The sequence below is a fragment of the Candidatus Solirubrobacter pratensis genome, assembly GCF_000425945.1.
Classification (GTDB): Bacteria; Actinomycetota; Thermoleophilia; order Solirubrobacterales; family Solirubrobacteraceae; genus Solirubrobacter; species Solirubrobacter pratensis.
Window position 1 is genome coordinate 72,309 of record NZ_AUEK01000012.1, and the last position, 20,103, is coordinate 92,411.

Sequence of the window (20,103 nt, forward strand, 5' to 3'; positions counted from 1 at the left end):
GGCAAGCCTCAGATCTTCGCGAGCTTGCCCGTGAAGTCGTTGATCAGCGCGTCGAGCACGCTGTAGACGACGCCCTCGCCCATCGACGCGGGCTTGCCGTTGACCTGCGCCGAGGTGTGGATCCGCCCCCCGCCGTCGGACAGCGTGAACGCCACATCGGCGTTCGCGTAGCCCTGGCCGCCGACGTCCTTGGAGGAGACCTTGAGCACGGCGCGATGCGCGTCCTCGTCGCGCTCGGTGACCTCGACGGTCCCGCGGAACGTCATCGACATCGCGCCCATCTTGACCTTGATCTCCGCCTTGGCTCGATCGGGGCTCTCGCGCTCGAGCACCTTGCCGCCCTCGACGCAGGGGATGATCCGGTCGAGGTCGAGGATCGCGTCCCAGTTGTACTCGGTGGGCTTGCCCGTGGAGAAGGTGTGGTCGAGCTCAACCATCGCGTTCGCTCCTTGTCGCTGCGACCGTCGCGGACACCCGCGCGTCGATCTGGACCTCGACGACGTCGGCGACCTTCAGCGTGCCGAACAGCGCCGAATACGGCTTCATCTTCCAGTCGGTCTGCCTGATCATCGCGCTGCCGGTGAGGCGGCCGTCGCCCGAGAGGTTCAGGGCGAACTCGATCGGGGCCCGGAAGCGCATCAACTCGAGCTCCCCGTGCACCTCGAGCCGGCTGCCCGAGACCTCGACCCGGCTCGAGCGGAAGCGGATCGGCAGGCCCTTGAGGACCTCCTCGTCGATCGTCTGCGCGATGCCGGCGCGCTCCTCTTCGCCCAGCGGGGAGATGCCGCCGCTGGCATCGACGACGCGCAGCGAGCGCGGGTCGGCCATCAGCGCCATCGAGATCGTGTCGCCGGCCTCGATCTTCGCGCTCCAGCGGGTGACTTCGATGATGAGGTTGTGCCCCGCCTTGGCGGCGGCGCCCCCCTTCCCGGTGAGGACGGTGAGCGTGCCGTCAGCCGGGCCGAGGGTGTGGATTCCAGGTTCGAGCGTCATGGTCAGTCCCGGTATACGGTCTGCGCGTCCAGGCCACCCTCGACTCCCGGGGGGAGTGCGCCCGAGCCATGGGCATAGAGCGCGACGTCGGCGATCGTCCGGGTCTCGCCGCCGCCCGCGAACGCGCCGTCGGCCCACTGCAGGTGGTCGGCCTCGGTTCCGAGGTCGGCGCCGGCGAGCAGCCGCGCCTTGGCGAGGATCTTCCCCGTCGCGCTGACGACGGCCGCGCCCGTGCCGCCGGACGGGCTCGTGTTGTAGCCGTGCCCTGCGCCGAAGCGGTTCTCGTCGGCCGGGACGACCTTGACGTCGAGCGCCGGCACGCCGAGCTCGGCGGCGACGAGCTGCGCGTAGCGGGCCTCGTTGCCGTCGGGCTCGGTCGTGAGGCTCAGGACCATCTTGCCGGTCGGATGCACGCGCAGGAACACCGCGCGGTATGCCTCGTCAGCCACGCTGCCTCCTCATTCGCTCCAGGTGCGCCGTCAAGGCGTTGTGGTCGTCGCGGTCGCAGAACGCCGGCTGGGGTCCGCCGGCAGGGTGCGCGGGCACCGCGGGCCGGTCGCAGCCGGGGTAGATGCACGTGCGGACAGGGAATCCTGCCGCGCCAGAGTTACCCTCGTGCCGGTTCACCATCCTGGCGTCGTCCTCCCGCGGCTCGGGCCGTATCCGCTCGGCATCGCGACCGAGCTGCCCGCGACCGGCGTCGCGCTCGCCCATGGCTCGTCCTCCTCCTGCTCCTCCGGCGCGTCAAGCTTGCGGGTGCGCTCCGCCGCGATCGCCTCCGCCACCTCGCCGAGCGCCTCCAGGCTGTGGCCCGAGACGAGCGCGTCGATGTGCGGCAGCGCCGCCGCCATGCCGCCGACGCGCGGCGCGAACCCGCTCGCGCTCGCGCGCGGGTTGACCCACACGATCCGGTAGGCCAGGCGGGAGAGCCGCTGCATCTCGCGCGCCACGAGCTCCGGCTCGCCGCGCTCCCAGCCGTCCGAGATGATCACGATCACCGCGCCGCGCGCCATCCCGCGCCGGCCGTGGCGGTCGTTGAACGCGCGCAGCGCCTCGCCGATGCGGGTCCCGCTGGACCAGTCGGGCGCCGCCGCGGCGGCGCGCTGGATCGCGCGCTCGGGCGAGCGCGTCGCGAGCGCGCGGGTGATGCGCGTGAGGCGGGTGGCGAACACGAACGCCTCCGCCTGGCGGGCGCACGCGAGGAACTGGAGGTACGCGCGGGCGTACGGCTCCATCGAGCCGGAGATGTCGCACAGCAGGACGATCCGGCGCGGGACGACGCGGCGGCGGCGGCGCGCGAGCCGGCTCGGGTCGCCGCCCGTGCGCAGAGCGCCGCGCAGCGTCCGGCGCAGATCGACGTGCTCGCCGCGCCGCGCGCGGTCGGCGCGCCGCGTGCGGCGCTTCGGCGTCGCGATCTCCAGCCGCGCCATCAGCTTGTAGAGCTGCGCGAGCTCGCCCGGCTCGAGCGCGTCGAAGCGCTTGCCGCGCAGCCGCTCCTCGTCGCTCGCGGCGACGGGCACGGGGACCTCGCGCTCGGGCTCGCGGCCGCGGGCGCCCGTGCCGTGGACCGGCGACGGCGGCCCGGCGGCGACGCCCTCGGCGCCCGCTTCGCGCCGCGGCGCGGCCTCGCGCTCGTCCGGCGGCGCCGGCGCCCAGGGCGCGTCCTCCGGCGGCGGGGCGGGCCGCTCGGTGAGCCCGCCGAAGACCGTGAAGAACACGGCGTCGAACGCCTTGACCTGCGACGGGTCGGAGACCAGCACGGCGCGCGCCGTCCAGTACAGGCGCGTGCGCGCGACGGGCCGCGCGAGCGCCAGCGCGGAGGCGAAGCGCGCGGTGCGCTCGGGCGTCATCGGCAGCCCCGCCTCGTGCAGGCGGCGCGCGAAGGCGGCGACGAGCGGCGGCAGGTCGAGCTCGAGCGCCGCGGCCGCCACGGCGACGTGCCGCGGCCCGCTCACACGAGGCTCCCGAGCCCGGCGGCGCGCACCACGTCCTGGTCCTCGCCGTACTTGAGCACCGCGCCGAGCGTGCGGTCGATCGTGGTCTCGTCCAGCTCGATCACGCCGAGCAGCTGCAGCGCGGCCAGCCAGTCGATCGCCTCGGCGATGCCCGGCGGCTTCTGGACGTCGCTCTCGCGCATCTTCGCCACCGCGGTCACGACGGCCACCGCGAGCGACTCCGCCGCGGCCGGCACGCGCCGGCGGACGATCTCCAGCTCGCGCTCGGCCGTCGGGTACTCGATCCACTGGTACAGGCAGCGGCGCTTGACCGCGTCGTGCAGGTCGCGTGTGCGGTTGGAGGTCAGGACGATCGCCGGCGGATGCGTCGCGCGGATCGTCCCGAGCTCAGGGATCGTCACCGCCGCGTCGGCGAGCAGCTCGAGCAGGAACGCCTCGAAGTCGTCGTCGGCGCGATCGATCTCATCGATCAGGAGCACGGCAGGTCTAGGTCCAGGGTGCTCCAGCGCGCGCAGGAGCGGTCGCCGCACGAGGTACTGCGGCCCGAACAGGTCATCCTCCCCCAGCCGCGCATCGTTGGCCTCCGCGAGCCGGATCGCGAGCAGCTGGCGCGGGTAGTTCCACTCGTACAGCGCCTCCGACGCGTCGATGCCGTCGTAGCACTGCAGCCGGATCAGCGGGGTGTCCAGCGCGCTCGCGAGCGCCTTGGCCGCCTCGGTCTTGCCCACGCCCGCCTCCCCCTCCAGCAGCAGGGGCTGCGGGAGGCGGAGGCTGAGGAAGAGGGCGGTGGCAAGCCCTTCGTCGACGAGGTAGTCGACGGCGGCCAGCCGCCGCGCAAGCGTCTCGGCGTCGGGGGCGAGATGTTCCAGCTCGTCGCTCACTGCGGCGGCTCGGGCCTTCCCTGCATCGCCGCCCACACGCGCGCCGGGGTGCACGGCATGTCGATGTGGTCGACGCCGTGGGTGTCGTGCAGCGCGTCGATCACGGCGTTGACGATCGCCGGCGGTGAGCCGACGTTGGGCGATTCCCCGACGCCCTTGGCGCCGAGCGGATGGTGCGGGCACGGCGTGACGGTCTCGCCGAGCTCGAAGTCCGGGCACTCGAGCGCGGTGGGGATCAGGTAGTCCATGAACGAGCCGTTGAGGCAGTTGCCCGCCTCGTCGAACGAGATCACCTCCATCAGCGCGATGCCGACGCCCTCGGCGAGGCCGCCGTGGATCTGCCCCTCGACGACCATCGGGTTGATGCGCACGCCGCAGTCGTCGACGGCGATGAAGCGGCGGACCTTCACGTGCGCCGTCTCGGGATCGATGTCCACCACCGCGATGTAGGCGCCGTAGGGATACGTGAGGTTCGGCGGGTCGTAGATCACCTGCGCGTCGAGGCCGCCCTCCATGCCCTCCGGCAGCACCTCGCCGGAGTAGGCGCGCCTGGTGATCTCGAAGATCGTCGCGCCCTGCTCCGGGTCGCCCTTGACGTACCAGCGGCCCTTCTCCCAGGCGAGATCCTCAGGGCGGGTCTCGAGCATCGTCGCGGCGATCCGGCGCGCCTTGTCGCGGACCTTGCGCGACACCACCGCGACCGCCGCCCCGGACACCGGCGTCGAGCGCGAGCCGTACGTGCCGAGCCCGTAGGGCGACTTGTCGGTGTCGCCGTGGCGGACGTCCACGTCCTCAGGCGGGATGCCGAGCTCCTCGGCGACGATCTGGGCGAACGTCGTCTCGTGGCCCTGGCCCTGGGTCTGGGCCGAGAGCGAGACGACCGCCTTCCCCGACGGGTGCACGCGCAGGTCCGCGCCGTCGTTCATCGACAGACCGAGGATGTCCATGTGCTTGCGCGGGCCGGCGCCGACGCCCTCGGTGAAGAACGAGACGCCGATGCCCATCAGCTCGCCGCGCGCCCGCTTGGACGCCTGCTCGCGCCGCAGGTCCTCGTAGCCGGCGATGTCCATCGCGACCCGCATCGCCTTCGCGTAGTTGCCCGAGTCGTAGGTCCAGCCGGTCGTCGTCTCGTACGGGAACTGCTCCGGCTTGATGAAGCTGCGCATGCGCAGCTCGATCGGGTCGGTCCGCATCTCCATCGCGAGCGCGTCGACCATCCGCTCGACGAGGTAGACGGCCTCGGTGATGCGGAACGAGCAGCGGTACGCCACGCCGCCCGGCGCCTTGTTGGTGTAGACCGCCTTGACCTTGACGTGGCTCGCGGTGAGGTCATAGGAGCCGCAGACGATGTGGAAGAAGCCGGCGGGGAACTTCGTCGGCTGCGCGGTCGAGTCGAACGCGCCGTGGTCGGCGATCACGTCGACCCGCAGGCCGGTGATGCGCCCGTCCCTGGCGCACATCTCGGCCTTCATCACGTAGTCGCGCGCGAAGCCGGTCGACATCAGGTTCTCCGAGCGGTCCTCGATCCACTTGACCGGCGCGCCGGCGACGATCGAGCCGGCGATCGCGCACACGTAGCCCGGATAGACGGGGACCTTGTTGCCGAAGCCGCCGCCGATGTCGTTGCAGCGGATCCGGATCATGTGCTCGGCCAGGCCGGCCACGTGCGCGTAGACCGTGCGGTGAGCGTGCGGCGCCTGGTTGCCGTTGTAGATGTCGAGCTGGCCGGTCTGCGGGTTGAAGTCGGCGATCATCCCGCACGTCTCGAGCGGCGCCGGGTGGCAGCGCGGGTAGATGATGTCGCGGCTGACGATCGTGTCGGCCTCGGCGAACGCGCGGTCGGTCGCCTCCTCGTCGCCCGCCTCCCAGGTCGGGCTGGCGAGGTTGTCGAGCTGCCCCTCCTTGTCGTCGCGGATCAGCGGCGCGTCGGGGTCCAGCGCCTTGCGCGCGTTGACGACGGCGTCAAGCGGCTCGTAGTCGACGTCGATCAGCCCCAGCGCGTCGCGCGCCGAGTACTCGTCGGTCGCGATCACGAACGCGACCTCCTGGCCCTGGAAGCGGACCTTGTCGCCCGCGAGCACGGCCTGGGTGTCGTAGGAGATCGTCGGCATCCACGCCAATCCGAGCGTCTCCAGGTCCTTCGCCGTGACAACCGCCGCGACGTTCGGGTGCGCGAGCGCGGCGCTCGTATCGATCGAGTTGATCTTCGCGTGCGCGAACGGGGAGCGCAGTATCGCGCCGTGCAGCATGCCCGGCAGGCGGATGTCGTCCAGGTAGGTGCCCTTGCCGCGGATGAAGCGGGCGTCCTCCTTGCGCTTCAGGCGGCCGAAGCCGATCGGCCGCTCCTCGATCGCGCTCATCGTGGTGCCTCCTGGTGCTCGGCGGCCCAGCGGACCGCCGCGACGATGTTCTTGTAGCCCGTGCAGCGGCAGATCGCGCCCGAGATCGCGGTGCGGATCTCCTGCTCGGTCGGGTCGGGGTTGGCGTCCAGCAGCGCGCGCGTGGTCATCAACATCCCCGGCGTGCAGAAGCCGCAGTGCAGCGCGTGGCACTCGTGGAAGCCCTGCTGGAGCGGGTCCAGCACGCCGTCGACCTCGAGCGACTCGACCGTCCGGATCTCGTGCCCCATGCACATCGCCGCCAGCGCCGTGCAGGACTTCAGCGGCTGCCCGTCCATGAGGACGACGCAAGCGCCGCAGTTGGAGGTGTCGCAGCCCCAGTGCGTCCCGGTCAGTCCCGGCGTGTCGCGGATGAAGTGCACGAGCAGGGTCCGCGGCTCGACGTCGCGCGAGACGACCTCGCCGTTGATCGTGATCGTCACCAGCATCTCGTTCAGACCTCCTGCTGCAGGGCGCGGGCGGTCGCGCGCCGCAGCGCGCGCTTGGTCAGCACCCCGGCGAGGTGGCGTTTGTAGTCGACCGGGCCGCGGCCGTCCGGGACCGGCATGCAGTCCTCGCTCGCGATCGCGCCGGCCTGCTCGAGCAGCTCCTCCGACAGCGTCGCCTCGCGCAGCAGCTCCTCGGCGCGGGTGAGGCCGATCGTCATCGGGCCGACGGCGCTGAGGCCGATCCCCACGTCGGCGATCGTGTCGCCGTCGAGCCAGACGGCGACCGACGCGGCGGCGATCGCCCAGTCGCCCGCGCGGCGCTCGACCTTCTCGTGCGCGGAGCCCGCGCCCGGTGTCACCGGCAGCCTGATCTCGGTCAGGATCTCCCCTTCGCCGACCGCGGTCATCCACGGGCCGCGGTGGAAGTCGTGCATGCCGATCACGCGCGAGCTGCCCTGGCCGCGGATGACGACGCGCGCCTTCACCGCGGTGCAGACCGCCGACAGGTCCTCGGCGGCGTCGGCCTGGCAGAGCGAGCCACCGATCGTGCCGCGATTGCGCACGACCGGGTCGGCGATCACCTGCTCGGCGTCGCGGAAGGCCGGGAAGCGATCGTGCAGCAGCTCGGACTCGAGCAGCTCCACGTGGCGGGTGAGCGCGCCGATGGCGATCTCGTCGCCCTCCTCGCGGATGTACGCGAGCTCGTCCAGGTCGTTGATGTCGATCAGCCGCTCGGGCGTCGCGAGCCGCAGCTTCATCATCGGCAGCAGGCTGTGGCCGCCGGCGATGATGCGCGCGCCCTCGTGCGCCTTCAGAGACGCGATCGCGCCGTCGAGCGACGTCGCCCGCTCGTAGTCAAACGGCGCTGGGGTCTGCATCTGGCTCCTCGTATTGGACGGGCGCGTCGGTGCCGATGACGGGAGATCTCGACGGCCGCGCGGCGGGATACAGGGCGCGCGCGGCGAGGCTCCCGCGCGTGATGTCGCGCAGCACCGGGCCGCCGGCCGGGCTGGCGACCGCGATCGGCGCCTCGCGGCCGAGGCGCGCCAGGGTGAGCGTGCCGCGCGTGTAGACCTCGCCGATCCGCGGCGCCTTCGCCGTGCCGAGCTCGCGGAAGCCCTCGGCCGCGGCGCCGGGATACAGGCCGTCGACGAGCCCGACGGCATCCTGCATGCCCGCCTTCTTGACGAGCAGGCCCTCGAGCGCCTGCACGGCCGCGTCCAGGTGCGTGTTGATGCCGGTCACGACGCCGTTGACGGGGGCGCTCTTCTCGACGATCTCTCCCACTGCGGAGATGGTGTCGTCTAGACCAACGGAGATCTGACGCAGCGCGAAGATCGTGGCCACGAGGTAGTAGACGAGCGCGAGCACGATCAGGACGACCGTGGCGATCAGGACGACTCCGGCGGCGGGCATCAGGCGTCGTCCAGGATCGTGTCGAGCGAGCCGCCGTAGGCGGCGACGAGCTCGACGGTCTCGACGACCTGCTGCTGGGTCGTCAGCAGCAGCGGCGCGGCGTTGAGGTCGCTCGACCCCGCGGTGGCGACGGTGGCGATGCCGCGGACCGCCGGGACGATGCTCCGGGCCTCCTTCAGCACGCCGTGGAGCAGGTAGACCACGACCGGCAGGACCACCAGCAGGAGCACGAGGTCGCCGATCCACCAGAGCGTCATGACGGCCTCCTCTCGGCGACCACCGCGGCCTTGCGGGCGATGCCCGGGAGCGCGGACAGGATCGTCTCGAACTGGGCGTTGATCGCCTTCACGGCCGGCTCGAGCGGCCGCAGGTGCTCGGCCTCGACCGTCTTGAGCGCGGCCGACAGCGTGGCGAGGCCTTCGGAGATGCTGTGCAGGCCGCGCCGGATCTCGATCAGCGCCACGGCGAGCACGGCGATCACGACGGCGGCGAGGATGACGGAGAGCGCGACCATCACGCCACCGCCTCGGCGCCGTAGCCGTCGGTGAGCGCGTTCATGTAGCCGTCCTGCACCACGGCTTCCTCCACGATCAGCCCGAGCACGGGGGCGGTCGCCTCGAGCTGCGGGATGCCGGCGGTGTTGGCGGCGACGGCGCCGGCGACGTCCAGCAGGCTGCCGACCGAGCTCTCGATGTCGCGCACGGCGCGGATGAGCGCGGCGAGCAGGCCGGCCACGATCAGCGCCGCGACGAGGCCGATGATCAGCGAGACGACCCAGGCGGTGTGCGCGCTCATTTGCCGACCGCCACCTTCCTCAGCGCCCGCGCGGAGCGCAGGATGCGCACGCCGGAGTCGTTGATGCGCGCGACGCCGCCGAGCTCGGACGTCTGCCGGCGCACGGTCTCGAGGCCGGCGACCGAGGTCCGCGCCTGGGCCGCGATCCGCTGAGCGAGCGCGACGATCGTGACGACGATCGCCGCGGCCACGAGGATCACGACGATCCCGAGCGCCATCCCGACGTACCAACCGCTGCTTGCCGCTAGCGGCATCTCACACCTCCTCCTGCACTTGGAGCGCCCGTGCGGCGGCGCGCTGGAGAACGCGCTGCGTCAGGACGCCGGCGACGTGCCGCTTGTACTCCGCCGACCCGCGTTGGTCGCTGACGGGCTCGCACGCTGCGGCGGCGAGCGCGGCGGCGCGGGCGAACAGCTCCGGCGAAGGCGGCTCGCCCACGAGCGCCGCCTCGGCTTCGCTGGACGTGATGTCCCCGCCGGCCGCGGCCAGCGCGACGCCCGCGCCCGCGATCACGCCGTCCTCGAGGGCGAGCGCGGCTCCGGCGGCGACGACGGCCCAGTCGCCGACGCGGCGGTCGACCTTCGCGTACGCGCTGCCGGAGCCGCGCGGCGCGGGGACGCGGATCTCGACGAGCATCTCGGCGGGCCCGACGGCGGTCTCGTACGGGCCGCGGTGGAACTCCCGCATGCCGACGACGCGCTCGCCGCCGGTGGCGCGGATCACCATCTGGGCCTTGAGCGCCGCGCAGACGGCGGACAGGTCCTCGGACGGGTCGGCCTGGCAGAGCGCGCCGCCGATCGTGCCGCGGTTGCGGACCACCGGGTCGGCGATCACGCGCTCGGCGTCCTTGACGATCGCCAGGCGGCGATCGAGCGCCGTGGACTGCAGGAGCGCGTTGTGGCGCGTCATCGCGCCGATCCGCACCTCGCCGTCCTCCTCGGTGACGTAGCCGAGCTCGTCGGCCAGCGGATCGATGTCGACCACGTACGACGGCGACGCCAGCCGCAGCTTCATCATCGGCAGCAGGCTGTGGCCGCCCGCGAGCAGCCGCGCCTCGGGGCCGAGTTGCTCCAGCAGCATGAGCGCGTGATCGACCGACGTGGCTCGCTCATAGCCGAACGGTGCTGGGACCTGCAGGACTCCTCCTTGGTCTCTCTCCGGATCCAGCTTCCCGGTGTTACGGTCGAGGTGTCAACCCGAGTTAAGTGATCGCTTATGACCCTCGCGCAGCTGCAGTCGTTCGTGCTGGTCGCCCGGCACGGGTCGGTGAAGGGGGCCGCCGCGGAGCTGTCGGTCACCGAGCCCGCCGTGTCGGTCGCGGTATCGGCGCTGAGGAAGGAGCTCGGGGATGAGCTGTTCGTGCGCAACGGGCGCGGGATCGCACTGACCGAGGGCGGGCGCAGGTTGGCGGCGCTGGCGACCGAGATCCTGGGGCTGGCCGAGCAGGCCCGGCGGTCGGTGGCCTCGGGCGAGTCGCGGCGGGTGTCGGTCGTGGCCACGAGCCTGGTGGCCGAGCACATCGCACCGCTGATCGAGCTGTTCACCGCGCGCGAGGAGAGCGTCGAGGTCGCCGTCGAGGCGGTGCCCGGCGGCGAGTTCGCCGACGCCCTGGAGCACCGGCGGGCGGACATCGCCCTCGGTCCAAGCCCGGGGGCCGAGCGGATCGCGTCGGCGCCGTTCCTGCGCTGCAGGCTGATCCTCCTGGCCGCGCCGTCGCACCGGCTGGCGGGCGCGCGGTCGATCGCGCCCTCCGAGCTCGCGGGGGAGCGCTGGCTGGTCGGGCAGCCGGACCTCGATCCCTCGACCGGCGCGGGCCTCTTCCTCGCGCGCAACGGCCTCGCGCCCGAGGTCGCCTCCTACAGCTCCCAGGCCGCCGCGATCGCCGCCGCCGCGGCGGGCGAGGGCGTCGTGCTCGCGCTCGCGCACTCGGTCGTTGACGAGGTGCGCCGGCGCGCGCTCGTACGGCTCGACGTGCGAGGCACGCCCGTGCTCGAGCTGTGGCACGCGAGCACGCTGGGGCTGGGGCGCGCGGTGCCCGCAGCGCTGGAGCTGCAGCGGTTCGCGACGACGGCGGAGGCGACGCAGGCGATCTCCTCGGGACGCGCGGGCGCCGTGTCCTCGCATGCGCGGCCGCAGGTGCATGTGACGCTGTGGCAGTCGGTGGCGGCTCGGCGGGGCTGAGCGGCCGCGGCCGACCCGGCGCTCACCGGGCTCGCAACCACTCGACGAGCAGCCGGTTCACCTCGTCCGGCCGCTCCTGCTGCACCCAGTGCCCGGCTCCCGCGATCGTGTGCGAGCCCGTGAGCCCCGGCATCGTCGCCGCCTGCTCCTCGATCACACGCGCGAGCCAGCCGCGCGTCGCGTCGTGCTCTCCGCCGAGGAACAGCGACGGCTGGCGGATCGGCGCGCCGTCCCAGGCCGCGAGGTCCTCCCAGTCGCGGTCGACGTTGCGGTAGCGCGCGAGCGCCCCGAAGAACCCCGTCCGCTCGAACTCGCCCGCGTAGACGTCGAGGTCGTCCTCGGGCAACCATGCCGCGTCCGGGAAGCGGTCGCGCATCCTCCCGCCGGCCGGCACCGTGAAGACGTTCACGTGGTGCTCGCCCGAGAGTGCGGCGTACAACCCGCGCAGCCACCCGCGCACATCGGGCTCGATCTCCGCCTCGGCGCGCCCGACGGCCTGGAAGTAGCTGACGTAGAACTCCTCCTCGCCGCCCGCGCGCGCGAAGATCGACGTCGGCCGCGGCCCGCCGCGCGGCGTGTACGGGACGCTCAGCAGCGCGACGCGCTCGAAGACGTCGGGCCGCAGCAGCGCCGAGTTGGCCGCGATCGGGGAACCCCAGTCGTGGCCGGCGATCGCCGCGCGCTCCTCGCCGAGCGCGCGCACCACGCCCACATTGTCGGACACGTGGGCGAGCATCCGGTAGGCCTCGACCTCGGGCGGCTTCGACGAGCGGCCGTAGCCGCGGACGTCGATCGCCACGGCGCGGAAGCCGGCGGCGGCCAGCGCCGGAAGCTGATGCCGCCACGAGTACCAGGACTCGGGGAAGCCGTGGACGAGCAGCACGAGCGGGCCGGAGCCCTCCTCGGCCAGGTGGATGCGGCCACCCTCGACCTCGACTAGACGGTGATTCACGTGCTCCGTTCGTGCTCGGCGGCCCAGCGGATCGAGCGGACGATCATCGCGTACCCCGTGCAGCGGCAGATCTGGCCGGAGATCGCCTCGCGGATCTCGGCGTCGGTCGGATCGGGATTGCGGTTCAGCAGCGCCCGCGCCGTCAGGAGCATCCCCGGCGTGCAGAACCCGCACTGCAGCCCGTGCTCCTCGTGGAAGCCGCGCTGCACCGGGTCCAGCTCCCCGTCGCGCTCGAGCCCCTCCACCGTCGTGATCTCGTAGCGCTCGGCGGTCGCCGCGAGAACCGTGCAGGACTTGACCGGCTCGCCGTCCATCAGCACCACGCACGTTCCGCAGTTCGACGTGTCGCAGCCCCAGTGGGTGCCGGTCAGCCCGAGCGTGTCGCGGAGGAAGTGGACGAGCAGCAGGCGGGGCTCGACGTCGCGCGAGTGCTCCTCGCCGTTTACCGAAACCGTGATCCGCATCCCGCGGTCAGCAGGCTACTGCTCCGCCACCCCCACGACCCCGACGACGTTCATCAGCCACGCCCCGAGCTGGCTGCCCGCGCGCATGGGCGACTCGACGCAGAGGTCGAGCCGCGCCGGCGCATGACGGTCGCTCGCGCGGAACTCGCAGGCACGCACGGCGAAGCCCCGCCGGCGCAGGAGCACGAGGACGCGCAGGAGCACGTCGGCGTCGCCGGTGGTCTCGAGGGACAGGCGGCGCTCACGGCCGATCGGGGCGAATGAGGGGGACTGGACGATGGCGGTCACGAGGGAACCTCCTGTCCCCTGTTCTCCGCCGCGTCACCGCGCCGGTCCCGAGGGGACCGTCGTGGCCTGGGCGCGAACGACGCTCAGGCCTAGGTGGCGATAATGGAGATGCACGGCGTGCCCGAGGCGATGGAGATCGCAATGGCGCGCCGGCGGAGCATCGCGACCAAGCTTACAGGCGCCGGCCGAGCCCCGTGAACAGCTCGCGCACCCGCAGCGGCCCGCCCGCGTGCGGCTCCAGCGGCGGGGTCGACAGGCCGGCCGGCTCGCGCATCCCCGCGAGCAGCTCCTCGAGGGCCTCGACGGCGGTGTGCCGCGGCGTCCAGCCGAGCTGCTCGCGCGCTTTGCTCGTGTCCATCACCGGCACCTCGAGGCCGAGGTCGAACCAGCCGGGCGGCGCGGGCTGCAGGCGCGCGTGCCACGTCGCGGAGGCGAGCGCGCGCAACGGCCGCTCCGGGACGCGCAGCCGGCGGGCGCGCAGCACGCGCGCCAGCGTGCCCGGGTCGAGCACCGGGTCGGCGGCGATGTTGTAGGCGCCGGACGCCTCGGGCGAGAGCGCGGCGAGCCGGTACGCCTCGGCAACGTCGGCGGCGTGCACGCACTGCACGACGAGCCGGTCCGGCAGCGGCAGCACGGGCAGGACGCCCGGCTTGAGCAGCCGCGCCGGCAGCAGCGGCCCCGCGAACAGGCGGCGAATCTCCGGCCCCGCCTCGCGCTTGAAGATCAGCCCCGGCCGCAGCCGCACGACACGCAGCGCGGGGAACCCCGCCTCGACCGCGTCGAGCATGCGCTCCGCGGCCGCCTTATGGCGCGAGTAGAAGAGCGACTGGATGCCGCCGACCGGCCACGACTCGTCGACCGGCCGATCCTTCGGCCCGGGCGAGTAGGCGCCGATCGAGGACGCGTACACGAGCGCCGGCACGCCCGCTTGCCCCGCGGCCTCGAACACGCGCCGCGAGCCCTCCACGTTGACGCGCTCCAACTCGGCGTCGTCGCGGCTCGGCTGGATCAGCCAGGCGAGATGGATCACCGCGTCGGCGCCTTCGAACAGCGCGCGCATGTCGTCGCGCGCCACGTCGGCGGTCACCCAGCGCGTGCGCACCGCCTGCCAATCCGGCCGCCGGCGCGCGATCCCCACGATCTCGCGCACGCGCGGGTCGTCCCCGAGCGCGCGGACGACGCTCGTGCCGACGTTGCCGGTGGCGCCCGTGACGACGATCCTCATGCGCGGAGGGCTACCCAGGGTGCGGCGATCGCACCGTGTGGGTAGGGACCGGCCGATGAGAGCTCTCACCTTCCACGGCAAGCGCGACGTGCGGATCGACAACGTCCCCGATCCCACGATCGAGCAGCCGACCGACGCGATCGTCCGCATCACCTCGACCGGTCTGTGCGGCTCCGATCTGCACCTGTACGAGGTCCTCGGACCCTTCATCGGCGAAGGCGACGTGCTGGGACATGAGCCGATGGGCATCGTCGAGGAGGTCGGCGCCGAGGTCACGGGCATCGCGCCGGGCGACCGCGTCGTGATCCCGTTCAACATCTCCTGCGGCCGCTGCTTCATGTGCGAGCACGGGCTCCAGTCGCAGTGCGAGACCACCCAGGTGCGCGAACAGGGCATGGGCGCGGCGCTGTTCGGCTACACCAAGCTCTACGGCGAGGTGCCGGGCGGGCAGGCCGAGTTGCTGCGCGTGCCGCAGGCGCAGTACGGCCCGATCAAGGTGCCCGAGGGGCCGCCGGACGACCGCTTCCTGTATCTGTCGGACGTCCTCCCCACCGCCTGGCAGGCGGTCGAGTACGCGCAGATCCCGGACGGCGGCAGCCTCGCGGTGATCGGCCTTGGGCCGATCGGCGAGATGTCCACGCGCATCGCCCAGCATCTCGGCGCCGGCCAGGTGATCGGGATCGACCTCGTGCCGGAGCGCCTGGCGCGCTCGCGGAGCCACGGCGTGCAGACGATCGACGTCGGGGCCGTCGGGAAGAACGTGCCGGAGGCCGTGCGCGAGCTGACCGGCGGGCGCGGCCCGGACTCGGTGATCGACGCCGTCGGCATGGAGGCGCACGGCGCCCCCGGCGCCAAGCTCGCCCACACGCTGGCGGGCCTGATGCCCGACGCCGTCGCGCGCAAGGTGATGCAGACGGCCGGCATCGACCGGCTGAGCGTGCTGAACCTCGCGATCGAGATGGTGCGGCGCGGCGGGACGATCTCGCTGTCGGGCGTCTACGGCGGCACCGCCGACCCGCTCAACATGCTGCAGCTCTTCGACAAGCAGGTGACGCTGAAGATGGGTCAGGCGAACGTGCGGCGCTGGGTCGACGAGATCCTGCCGCTGCTGTCCGACGGCGACGACCCGCTCGGCGTCGACACGTTCGCCACGCACCACCTGCCGCTGACCGAGGCGCCCGCCGCCTACGAGATGTTCCAGAAGAAGCAGGACGGCGCGTTCAAGGTCGTCTTCAGGCCCTGACGTGACGCGCGTCCTCGTGGTCGGCGCCGGCCACAACGGCCTGGTCGCCGCGATCCATCTCGCGGCGGGCGGCTGCGACGTGACGCTGCTCGAGCATGCGCCGCGTCCCGGCGGCGCGACCACTTCGGTGCAGTCGACGCTGCCCGGCTTCGTGCACGATCACTGTGCGGGCTTCGTCCCGATGACCGCGGCGTCTCCCGCGATGCGCGAGCTGGAGCTGGACGTCGAGTGGATCGTCCCGCCGGTCGTCCTCGCACACCCGTTCCCCGACGGCTCGGCGATCGCGCTGCACCGCGACGTCGGCGCGACGGTCGCGTCACTCGGCGCCGCCGGGGGCGGCTGGGCGGCGGCGATGGAGCGGCTGCTGCCGCTCGCGCAGCCGCTGACCGACGCCGTGCTGACGCGCCTCCCGCCGCTGCGCGCGCCGGCGCGGCTGGCGCTGTCGCTGCGGCGCGACGGCATCGAGTGGGCGCGGCGGCTGGCGGCCTCGGTCGAGGCGCTCGGCCTCGACCTCTTCGAGGGCGACCGGCGCGCGACCGCGTGGCTCGCGGGCTCGGCCCAGCACACCGGCCTGCCGCCGACGACCGCCGCGAGCGGCGCGTTCGGGCTGCTGCTGCAGCTGCTCGGCCACAGCCACGGGTGGCCGCTGGCGCGCGGCGGGATCCAGACCCTGACCGACGCGCTCGTGCGACGCGCGCAGGCCGCCGGAGCGCGGCTGCGCTGCGACGCGACCGCCGAGGAGATCCTCGTCCGCGGCGGGCGCGCCGCGGGCGTGCGCCTGCGCGGCGGCGAGGAGCTCGCCGCGGATGCGGTCCTCACCACGGTCAGCGCCGGAGTGCTCGCGCGCCTGGTCCCCGCGGGCGCCCTCCCCGGCCGCCTGCACCGGCGGCTGGGCATCTGGCGCTACGGCACGGCGCCGTTCAAGCTCGACTACGCCCTCTCCGGCCCGGTGCCATGGACGGCAGTAGAGCCGCGCGCGGCGGCCGTCGTGCACGTCGCGGGCGAGCTGGAGGAGCTCACGCGCGCCGCAGACGACGCCCGCCGCGGGCAGGTGCCCGAGCGGCCGGCGCTCGTCGTCGGCCAGCAATCGCTGCACGACCCGGCGCGCGCGCCCGCCGGCCGGCACACGCTCTACGTCTACGGCCACGTCCCCTCCCGCTACGAGCTCTCCGACGAGGCGGTGGCGGAGCGCATCGAGGCGCAGCTCGAGCGCTTCGCGCCCGGCTTCTCCTCGCTCGTGCTGGGCCGCGCCCTGCGCTCGCCGCGACAGTCCGAGCAGGAGAACCCGAGCCAGGTCGGCGGCGACCTCGCAGGCGGCTCCTACGAGCTCGACCAGCAGCTGATCTTCCGCCCGGCGCCTGCGCTCTGCCGCTACCGCAGCCCGCTGCGCGGCCTCTACGTCGCCGGCGCGTCGACCCACCCCGGCGGCGCGGTGCACGGCATGAGCGGCCGCGGCGCCGCGCGCGCGCTGCTGCGAGACCGGCGCGTCCGGAGGCTCGCCTGATGCCGGCCTACGGCGACTGCCGGACCGCCGAGATCGACGCGACGCCGCAGGCGTGCTTCGACGCGCTGACCGCCTACGAGCGGCTGCCGGAGTGGCAGGGCGCGGTCTGCGCGGCGCGCGTGCTCGAGCGCGACGAGCAGGGCCGCGGCATCGTGGTCGAATACGAGATCGACGCGCGCGTCAAGCGCGTCCGCTACCGGCTGCGACAGGTCTACGACGAGCCGCGGCGGCTCGGCAGCGAGTACCTCGGCGGCGACTTCCGGGACTTCGCCGGAGAATGGCGCTTCGAGCCGCTCGCCGGCGGGCGCACGCGCGCCGAGCTCGACCTGCGCATCGACCCCGGCCGCTTCGTGCCCGGGCCGGTGCGCGCCGTGATCGCCGACGCGGTGATGCGCCGCGCGCTCTCAGACCTCAAGCGGCACGTCGAGCGACCCGGCGCAGCGCGCGCCGCTCGAGGCGCCTGAGCGACTCCGCGTTGCGGAGCTTGATCACGAGGTGGACGAACGGGTTGAGCGCGAGCGGCGCGAACACGCCGTCGGGGCGCTCGCTCATGCGCACCGTCGTGCCCCCGTCGGCCGGCTCGAGCTCGAGCCGGACCGCCGCGGTGCCGACGGGGCGCGCCTTCGCGCGCAGGCGCAGGAGGCGCGCCGGCTCCACGGCGACGACCTCGGTGTGGTCGCGCACGGTCAGCGGCCCGATGCCGACCGCGTGGTGGAACCGCGTGCCGGGCGCCGGGAAGCCGTCGTCGGCGTCGCGCACCGTCTTGGAGCCCACGACCCACTCGCCGTACTCCGCCGGATCGGCGAGCACGTCCCAGATCGCCTCGGGCATGACCGGAATGAACCGCTCGATGGTCGCCATCGCGGGGGTCTACCCCGGGCGGCCGGCCGCCAACGTCAGCAATCGTCTTCGAGCAGGTGCTCCGACGCCCACAGCGAGATCTGCTCGAGCGCGGGCATCAGCGCCTTGCCGCGGTCGGTCAGCGCGTAGGAGACCGAGACCGGCGGCCCCGGGTCGACGGTACGGGCGATCGGCCCCGCGGCGGTGAGGTCCGACAGCCGGTCCGACAGCACCGAGTCCGAGATCTTGCCGATCGCGCGCGAGAGCTCGCGGAAGCCGGCCGGCGACGTGCGCAGGTTGCCGAGCACGACGGCGTTCCAGCGCTTGCCCAGGAAGACGAACGCGCGCGCGAGCGCTTGGTCTCCGCGCTCGCACGCCTCGGCGGCGTACTCCTGCCGCTGCTTGCGCGCCGTCGCCATGCGACGCATGGCAAGCTACCCGCTCGCCCTTTCGTAGCCGCTCGGTATCGGGATATCGGCCGACACCAGCGTGCCGCCGTCCGGCGGCGTCACGATCGCCAGCCGCCCGTCGAGCACGGCGACCCGGTCCTTGAGCCCCTGCAGGCCGCTCCCCTCGGCGCGCGCGCCGCCGACGCCGTCGTCACGGACCTGGATGCGCAGCGAGCCGTCGCGGATCTGCGCCGCGACCTCGGCGCACGACGCCTGGGCGTGCTTGGCGACGTTCGTGAGCGCCTCGGCGACGACGAAGTAGGCGGTCGCCTCGACGGCCGCCGGCAGGCGCCCGGACGCCACGTCGAGCTCGACGGGAACGATCATCCGCGAGGCCAGCGCCTCGACGCTCGCGCGCAGCCCCTCGCGCGTCAGGACCGACGGGAGGATGCCCTGCGCGAGCTCGTGCAGCTCGGCCATCGCCCGGTTGGTCTGCTCGATCGCGTCGTTGACGAGCGCAGGCGCGCCCTGCTCCTTGCGATGGAGCGCGCGCAGCGCGAGCTTGAGCGTGATCACGGTATGGACGAGGCGCTGCTGCGCGCCGTCGTGCAGGTCGCGCACCACCTTGCGGCGCTCGGCGTCGGTCGCCTCCATCAGACGGGCCCGCGACGCCGCCAGATCCGCCCGCGCCTGCACGTTGGAGATCGAGGTCGCCACGAGCTCGGTGAACTCGCCGATGCGCGCCTCGGTGCTCGCCGGCAGCGGGTCACGCCGGCACGAGGACGCGATCATCGCACCCCACAACTGTCCCTGGACGACGATCGGACCGCCGACTGCCGACCGCACGCCGCTGCGGGTCAGGCGCTCGGCGAGCGGCCCGGTGGCGGTCGCGTAGTCGTCGATCCGGGACGGCGCGGCGGTGCGCCATACCAGGCTTGAAACGTTTTCGCCGCCGAGTGGCTCGCTCGATCCGACCGGCAGCACGTCTTCGTGGTGGCCCCAGCTCCCGACGACGGTCGCGATGCCCTCCTGGAAGCGCGTCACCCGCATGTCGTCGACGTCGAGCAGCTGCGCGAGCTCCTCCGCGACGGCCATGAAGATCTCGCCCGGCGGCAGCTCCCGCGCGACGAGCGTCGCGACCCGCCGCAGCGCGGCCTGCTCCTCGGTGAGCCGCTCGCTCTCGGCACGCGCCTCGGCGTTCGAGATCGCGGTCGCGATCAGCTCAGTGAAGCTCGCGATCCGCGCCTCGGCGCTCTCGGGCAGCGGATCCGAGCGCATGACCCAGGCGAGCATCGCGCCCCACAGCCGCCCGTCGACGATGATCGGCGCCCCGATCGCGGAGCGGACGTTCAGGTGCCGCACCACCTCGGGAATGCCCCTGCCGCCGGACTCGTAGTCGGCGACGCGCGCCACCCGGCCGGTGTGCCGGATCTCGGCGGCGATCATGGTGTCGGCGAGCTTCATGCGGTCGCTCGGCAGCGGCCCGTACCCCGGCGCGGTCCAGCCCGCGAGCGGCTCGATCTCCTCGTCGCCGTAGACGTAGCGGATCGCTCGCGCGCCGTCGACGCCGAGCAGCATCCCGACCTCGCGCCCGACGGCGGCGAAGATCTCGTCGGGCGAGACCCCGCGCGCGACGAGCTCGGCCACGCGGCGCAGCGCCGCCTGCTCCTGGGCGAGCCGGCTGCGGGCCGCGTCGGCGTCGCGCGCGCGCCGGCCGCCATACGCTCCGAGCTCGCCGGCGAGGACCGCGACGGCGAGATAGGCGAGCAGCGTCGCGACGTCGCCGGAGTCCGGCAGCGTGTGCGGATGGGTCGGCGGGAACTTGAACCAGTCGTACGCAACGAGGCCCGCGATAGCGACCGGTGCTGCGTATGCGGCGCCTAGCGTACGCGCGATCATGACCACGGTCGCGGCGCACACGACTGCCAGCAGCGCGGCGACGAGGTCGGAGTCTGCTGCGGCCAGGATGACCGCGACGACCGCGAACGTTCCAAGTCCGGCACCGAAGCCCAGCGCTGTCTCAGCGCCCGCAGGGACCCGCCGCGCACGCGTCGGTGCGGTCATGGCTGCGAGGCTAAACGAGCGTGCTCTCCGCCGCCACGGAATTCGGGCGCGTTTACGCAGCCCTCGTGCGCTCTTTGACGTCTAGC

25 protein-coding genes are annotated in these 20,103 nt (G+C 73.2%); 4 read left to right on the forward strand and 21 right to left on the reverse strand.

Translation table 11 applies throughout. The features are described from left to right. Positions 1–8: 8 nt before the first annotated feature. The 14 genes from H958_RS38570 to H958_RS0118840 all read right to left on the reverse strand — a co-directional run bounded on the left by H958_RS38570 (position 9) and on the right by H958_RS0118840 (position 10,004). Positions 9–437 carry an SRPBCC family protein gene (locus tag H958_RS38570; RefSeq protein WP_028059790.1) on the reverse strand — a complete coding sequence of 143 codons (429 nt, stop codon included), beginning with the start codon at positions 435–437 and terminating at the stop codon, positions 9–11. After that, a complete protein-coding gene (locus H958_RS38575; protein ID WP_051324500.1) occupies positions 430–993 on the reverse strand; it encodes a YceI family protein in 564 nt (187 codons plus the stop codon). The genes H958_RS38570 and H958_RS38575 overlap by 8 nt, the downstream gene beginning before the upstream one ends. A gap of 2 nt (positions 994–995) precedes the next feature. Next, positions 996–1,442 (reverse strand): molybdopterin cofactor-binding domain-containing protein, encoded by a 447-nt coding sequence (locus H958_RS0118785; RefSeq protein WP_028059791.1) that lies wholly within the window; start codon positions 1,440–1,442, stop codon positions 996–998. Between the two features lie 174 nt (positions 1,443–1,616). After that, entirely contained in the window at positions 1,617–2,948 is a 1,332-nt protein-coding gene (locus tag H958_RS38580) for a vWA domain-containing protein (RefSeq protein ID WP_051324501.1), read from the reverse strand. Continuing rightward, positions 2,945–3,829 (reverse strand): AAA family ATPase, encoded by an 885-nt coding sequence (locus tag H958_RS0118795; RefSeq protein ID WP_028059792.1) that lies wholly within the window; start codon positions 3,827–3,829, stop codon positions 2,945–2,947. The genes H958_RS38580 and H958_RS0118795 overlap by 4 nt, the downstream gene beginning before the upstream one ends. Beyond that, positions 3,826–6,189, reverse strand: a complete 2,364-nt coding sequence (locus H958_RS0118800; protein ID WP_028059793.1) for an aerobic carbon-monoxide dehydrogenase large subunit — start codon at positions 6,187–6,189, stop codon at positions 3,826–3,828. The genes H958_RS0118795 and H958_RS0118800 overlap by 4 nt, the downstream gene beginning before the upstream one ends. Beyond that, complete coding sequence (locus H958_RS0118805; protein WP_028059794.1) at positions 6,186–6,656, reverse strand: (2Fe-2S)-binding protein; 471 nt, start codon at positions 6,654–6,656, stop codon at positions 6,186–6,188. Before H958_RS0118805 ends, H958_RS0118800 begins: the two co-directional genes overlap by 4 nt. Before the next feature lie 5 nt (positions 6,657–6,661). Continuing rightward, entirely contained in the window at positions 6,662–7,534 is an 873-nt protein-coding gene (locus tag H958_RS0118810; RefSeq protein ID WP_028059795.1) for an FAD binding domain-containing protein, read from the reverse strand. Next, positions 7,512–8,072, reverse strand: a complete 561-nt coding sequence (locus H958_RS0118815; protein ID WP_028059796.1) for a hypothetical protein — start codon at positions 8,070–8,072, stop codon at positions 7,512–7,514. The genes H958_RS0118810 and H958_RS0118815 overlap by 23 nt, the downstream gene beginning before the upstream one ends. Then, entirely contained in the window at positions 8,072–8,329 is a 258-nt protein-coding gene (locus H958_RS0118820) for a hypothetical protein (RefSeq protein WP_028059797.1), read from the reverse strand. Before H958_RS0118820 ends, H958_RS0118815 begins: the two co-directional genes overlap by 1 nt. Then, positions 8,326–8,586: a hypothetical protein gene (locus H958_RS0118825; RefSeq protein WP_028059798.1), complete on the reverse strand. Its 261-nt coding sequence runs from the start codon at positions 8,584–8,586 to the stop codon at positions 8,326–8,328. The genes H958_RS0118820 and H958_RS0118825 overlap by 4 nt, the downstream gene beginning before the upstream one ends. Then, positions 8,586–8,867, reverse strand: a complete 282-nt coding sequence (locus H958_RS0118830; protein ID WP_028059799.1) for a hypothetical protein — start codon at positions 8,865–8,867, stop codon at positions 8,586–8,588. Before H958_RS0118830 ends, H958_RS0118825 begins: the two co-directional genes overlap by 1 nt. Then, positions 8,864–9,121, reverse strand: coding sequence for a hypothetical protein (locus tag H958_RS0118835; RefSeq protein ID WP_156028062.1), 258 nt, complete (start codon positions 9,119–9,121; stop codon positions 8,864–8,866). Before H958_RS0118835 ends, H958_RS0118830 begins: the two co-directional genes overlap by 4 nt. A gap of 1 nt (position 9,122) precedes the next feature. Continuing rightward, positions 9,123–10,004, reverse strand: coding sequence for an FAD binding domain-containing protein (locus tag H958_RS0118840; RefSeq protein ID WP_028059801.1), 882 nt, complete (start codon positions 10,002–10,004; stop codon positions 9,123–9,125). Between the two features lie 78 nt (positions 10,005–10,082). Between H958_RS0118840 and H958_RS0118845 the strand changes: the two genes are divergently transcribed. Continuing rightward, entirely contained in the window at positions 10,083–11,048 is a 966-nt protein-coding gene (locus H958_RS0118845; RefSeq protein ID WP_028059802.1) for a LysR family transcriptional regulator, read from the forward strand. A 22-nt stretch (positions 11,049–11,070) separates the two neighbouring features. Here H958_RS0118845 and H958_RS0118850 read toward each other — a convergent pair whose 3' ends face one another. From H958_RS0118850 to H958_RS0118870, 4 genes are all read right to left on the reverse strand, one after another. After that, positions 11,071–12,000, reverse strand: a complete 930-nt coding sequence (locus H958_RS0118850; protein ID WP_231379301.1) for an alpha/beta fold hydrolase — start codon at positions 11,998–12,000, stop codon at positions 11,071–11,073. Further along, positions 11,997–12,464 (reverse strand): (2Fe-2S)-binding protein, encoded by a 468-nt coding sequence (locus H958_RS0118855; protein ID WP_028059804.1) that lies wholly within the window; start codon positions 12,462–12,464, stop codon positions 11,997–11,999. Before H958_RS0118855 ends, H958_RS0118850 begins: the two co-directional genes overlap by 4 nt. 15 nt (positions 12,465–12,479) lie before the next feature. Next, a complete protein-coding gene (locus tag H958_RS0118860) occupies positions 12,480–12,752 on the reverse strand; it encodes an ACT domain-containing protein (protein ID WP_028059805.1) in 273 nt (90 codons plus the stop codon). A 172-nt stretch (positions 12,753–12,924) separates the two neighbouring features. Then, positions 12,925–13,977 carry an NAD-dependent epimerase/dehydratase family protein gene (locus tag H958_RS0118870; RefSeq protein WP_028059806.1) on the reverse strand — a complete coding sequence of 351 codons (1,053 nt, stop codon included), beginning with the start codon at positions 13,975–13,977 and terminating at the stop codon, positions 12,925–12,927. Positions 13,978–14,032: 55 nt separating this feature from the next. On the opposite strand from H958_RS0118870, the gene H958_RS0118875 reads away from it, so the two are divergent. From H958_RS0118875 to H958_RS38585, 3 genes are read left to right on the forward strand one after another with little or no spacing between them, the layout of a single operon-like run. Next, a complete protein-coding gene (locus H958_RS0118875) occupies positions 14,033–15,220 on the forward strand; it encodes a zinc-dependent alcohol dehydrogenase (protein ID WP_028059807.1) in 1,188 nt (395 codons plus the stop codon). A gap of 1 nt (position 15,221) precedes the next feature. Further along, positions 15,222–16,724: a phytoene desaturase family protein gene (locus H958_RS0118880; RefSeq protein WP_028059808.1), complete on the forward strand. Its 1,503-nt coding sequence runs from the start codon at positions 15,222–15,224 to the stop codon at positions 16,722–16,724. Next, positions 16,724–17,188, forward strand: coding sequence for a type II toxin-antitoxin system RatA family toxin (locus tag H958_RS38585; protein WP_037410735.1), 465 nt, complete (start codon positions 16,724–16,726; stop codon positions 17,186–17,188). Before H958_RS0118880 ends, H958_RS38585 begins: the two co-directional genes overlap by 1 nt. On the opposite strand, the gene H958_RS0118890 is transcribed toward H958_RS38585, so the two are convergent. The 3 genes from H958_RS0118890 to H958_RS38590 are packed head-to-tail and all read right to left on the reverse strand — an operon-like array spanning position 17,136 to position 20,017. After that, the gene (locus tag H958_RS0118890; protein WP_028059809.1) at positions 17,136–17,585 is read right to left on the reverse strand and encodes an SRPBCC family protein; all 450 of its coding nucleotides are present in this window, start codon (positions 17,583–17,585) and stop codon (positions 17,136–17,138) included. The two genes, H958_RS38585 and H958_RS0118890, sit on opposite strands and share 53 nt — an antisense overlap. 35 nt (positions 17,586–17,620) lie before the next feature. Continuing rightward, the gene (locus tag H958_RS0118895) at positions 17,621–17,983 is read right to left on the reverse strand and encodes a winged helix-turn-helix transcriptional regulator (RefSeq protein ID WP_028059810.1); all 363 of its coding nucleotides are present in this window, start codon (positions 17,981–17,983) and stop codon (positions 17,621–17,623) included. Between the two features lie 15 nt (positions 17,984–17,998). Then, positions 17,999–20,017: a GAF domain-containing protein gene (locus H958_RS38590; RefSeq protein WP_051324502.1), complete on the reverse strand. Its 2,019-nt coding sequence runs from the start codon at positions 20,015–20,017 to the stop codon at positions 17,999–18,001. Between the last annotated feature and the right edge of the window lie 86 nt (positions 20,018–20,103).

Bases quoted from the DNA above. Each gene is read 5' to 3' on its own strand.
- H958_RS38570 (WP_028059790.1), bottom strand. From the start codon at position 437: ATGGTTGAGCTCGACCACACCTTCTCCACGGGCAAGCCCACCGAGTAC.
- H958_RS38575 (WP_051324500.1), bottom strand. From the start codon at position 993: ATGACGCTCGAACCTGGAATCCACACCCTCGGCCCGGCTGACGGCACG.
- H958_RS0118800 (WP_028059793.1), bottom strand. From the start codon at position 6,189: ATGAGCGCGATCGAGGAGCGGCCGATCGGCTTCGGCCGCCTGAAGCGC.
- H958_RS0118805 (WP_028059794.1), bottom strand. From the start codon at position 6,656: ATGCTGGTGACGATCACGATCAACGGCGAGGTCGTCTCGCGCGACGTC.
- H958_RS0118810 (WP_028059795.1), bottom strand. From the start codon at position 7,534: ATGCAGACCCCAGCGCCGTTTGACTACGAGCGGGCGACGTCGCTCGAC.
- H958_RS0118815 (WP_028059796.1), bottom strand. From the start codon at position 8,072: ATGCCCGCCGCCGGAGTCGTCCTGATCGCCACGGTCGTCCTGATCGTG.
- H958_RS0118820 (WP_028059797.1), bottom strand. From the start codon at position 8,329: ATGACGCTCTGGTGGATCGGCGACCTCGTGCTCCTGCTGGTGGTCCTG.
- H958_RS0118825 (WP_028059798.1), bottom strand. From the start codon at position 8,586: ATGGTCGCGCTCTCCGTCATCCTCGCCGCCGTCGTGATCGCCGTGCTC.
- H958_RS0118830 (WP_028059799.1), bottom strand. From the start codon at position 8,867: ATGAGCGCGCACACCGCCTGGGTCGTCTCGCTGATCATCGGCCTCGTC.
- H958_RS0118835 (WP_156028062.1), bottom strand. From the start codon at position 9,121: ATGCCGCTAGCGGCAAGCAGCGGTTGGTACGTCGGGATGGCGCTCGGG.
- H958_RS0118845 (WP_028059802.1), top strand. From the start codon at position 10,083: ATGACCCTCGCGCAGCTGCAGTCGTTCGTGCTGGTCGCCCGGCACGGG.
- H958_RS0118855 (WP_028059804.1), bottom strand. From the start codon at position 12,464: ATGCGGATCACGGTTTCGGTAAACGGCGAGGAGCACTCGCGCGACGTC.
- H958_RS0118870 (WP_028059806.1), bottom strand. From the start codon at position 13,977: ATGAGGATCGTCGTCACGGGCGCCACCGGCAACGTCGGCACGAGCGTC.
- H958_RS0118875 (WP_028059807.1), top strand. From the start codon at position 14,033: ATGAGAGCTCTCACCTTCCACGGCAAGCGCGACGTGCGGATCGACAAC.
- H958_RS38585 (WP_037410735.1), top strand. From the start codon at position 16,724: ATGCCGGCCTACGGCGACTGCCGGACCGCCGAGATCGACGCGACGCCG.
- H958_RS0118890 (WP_028059809.1), bottom strand. From the start codon at position 17,585: ATGGCGACCATCGAGCGGTTCATTCCGGTCATGCCCGAGGCGATCTGG.
- H958_RS0118895 (WP_028059810.1), bottom strand. From the start codon at position 17,983: ATGGCGACGGCGCGCAAGCAGCGGCAGGAGTACGCCGCCGAGGCGTGC.
- H958_RS38590 (WP_051324502.1), bottom strand. From the start codon at position 20,017: ATGACCGCACCGACGCGTGCGCGGCGGGTCCCTGCGGGCGCTGAGACA.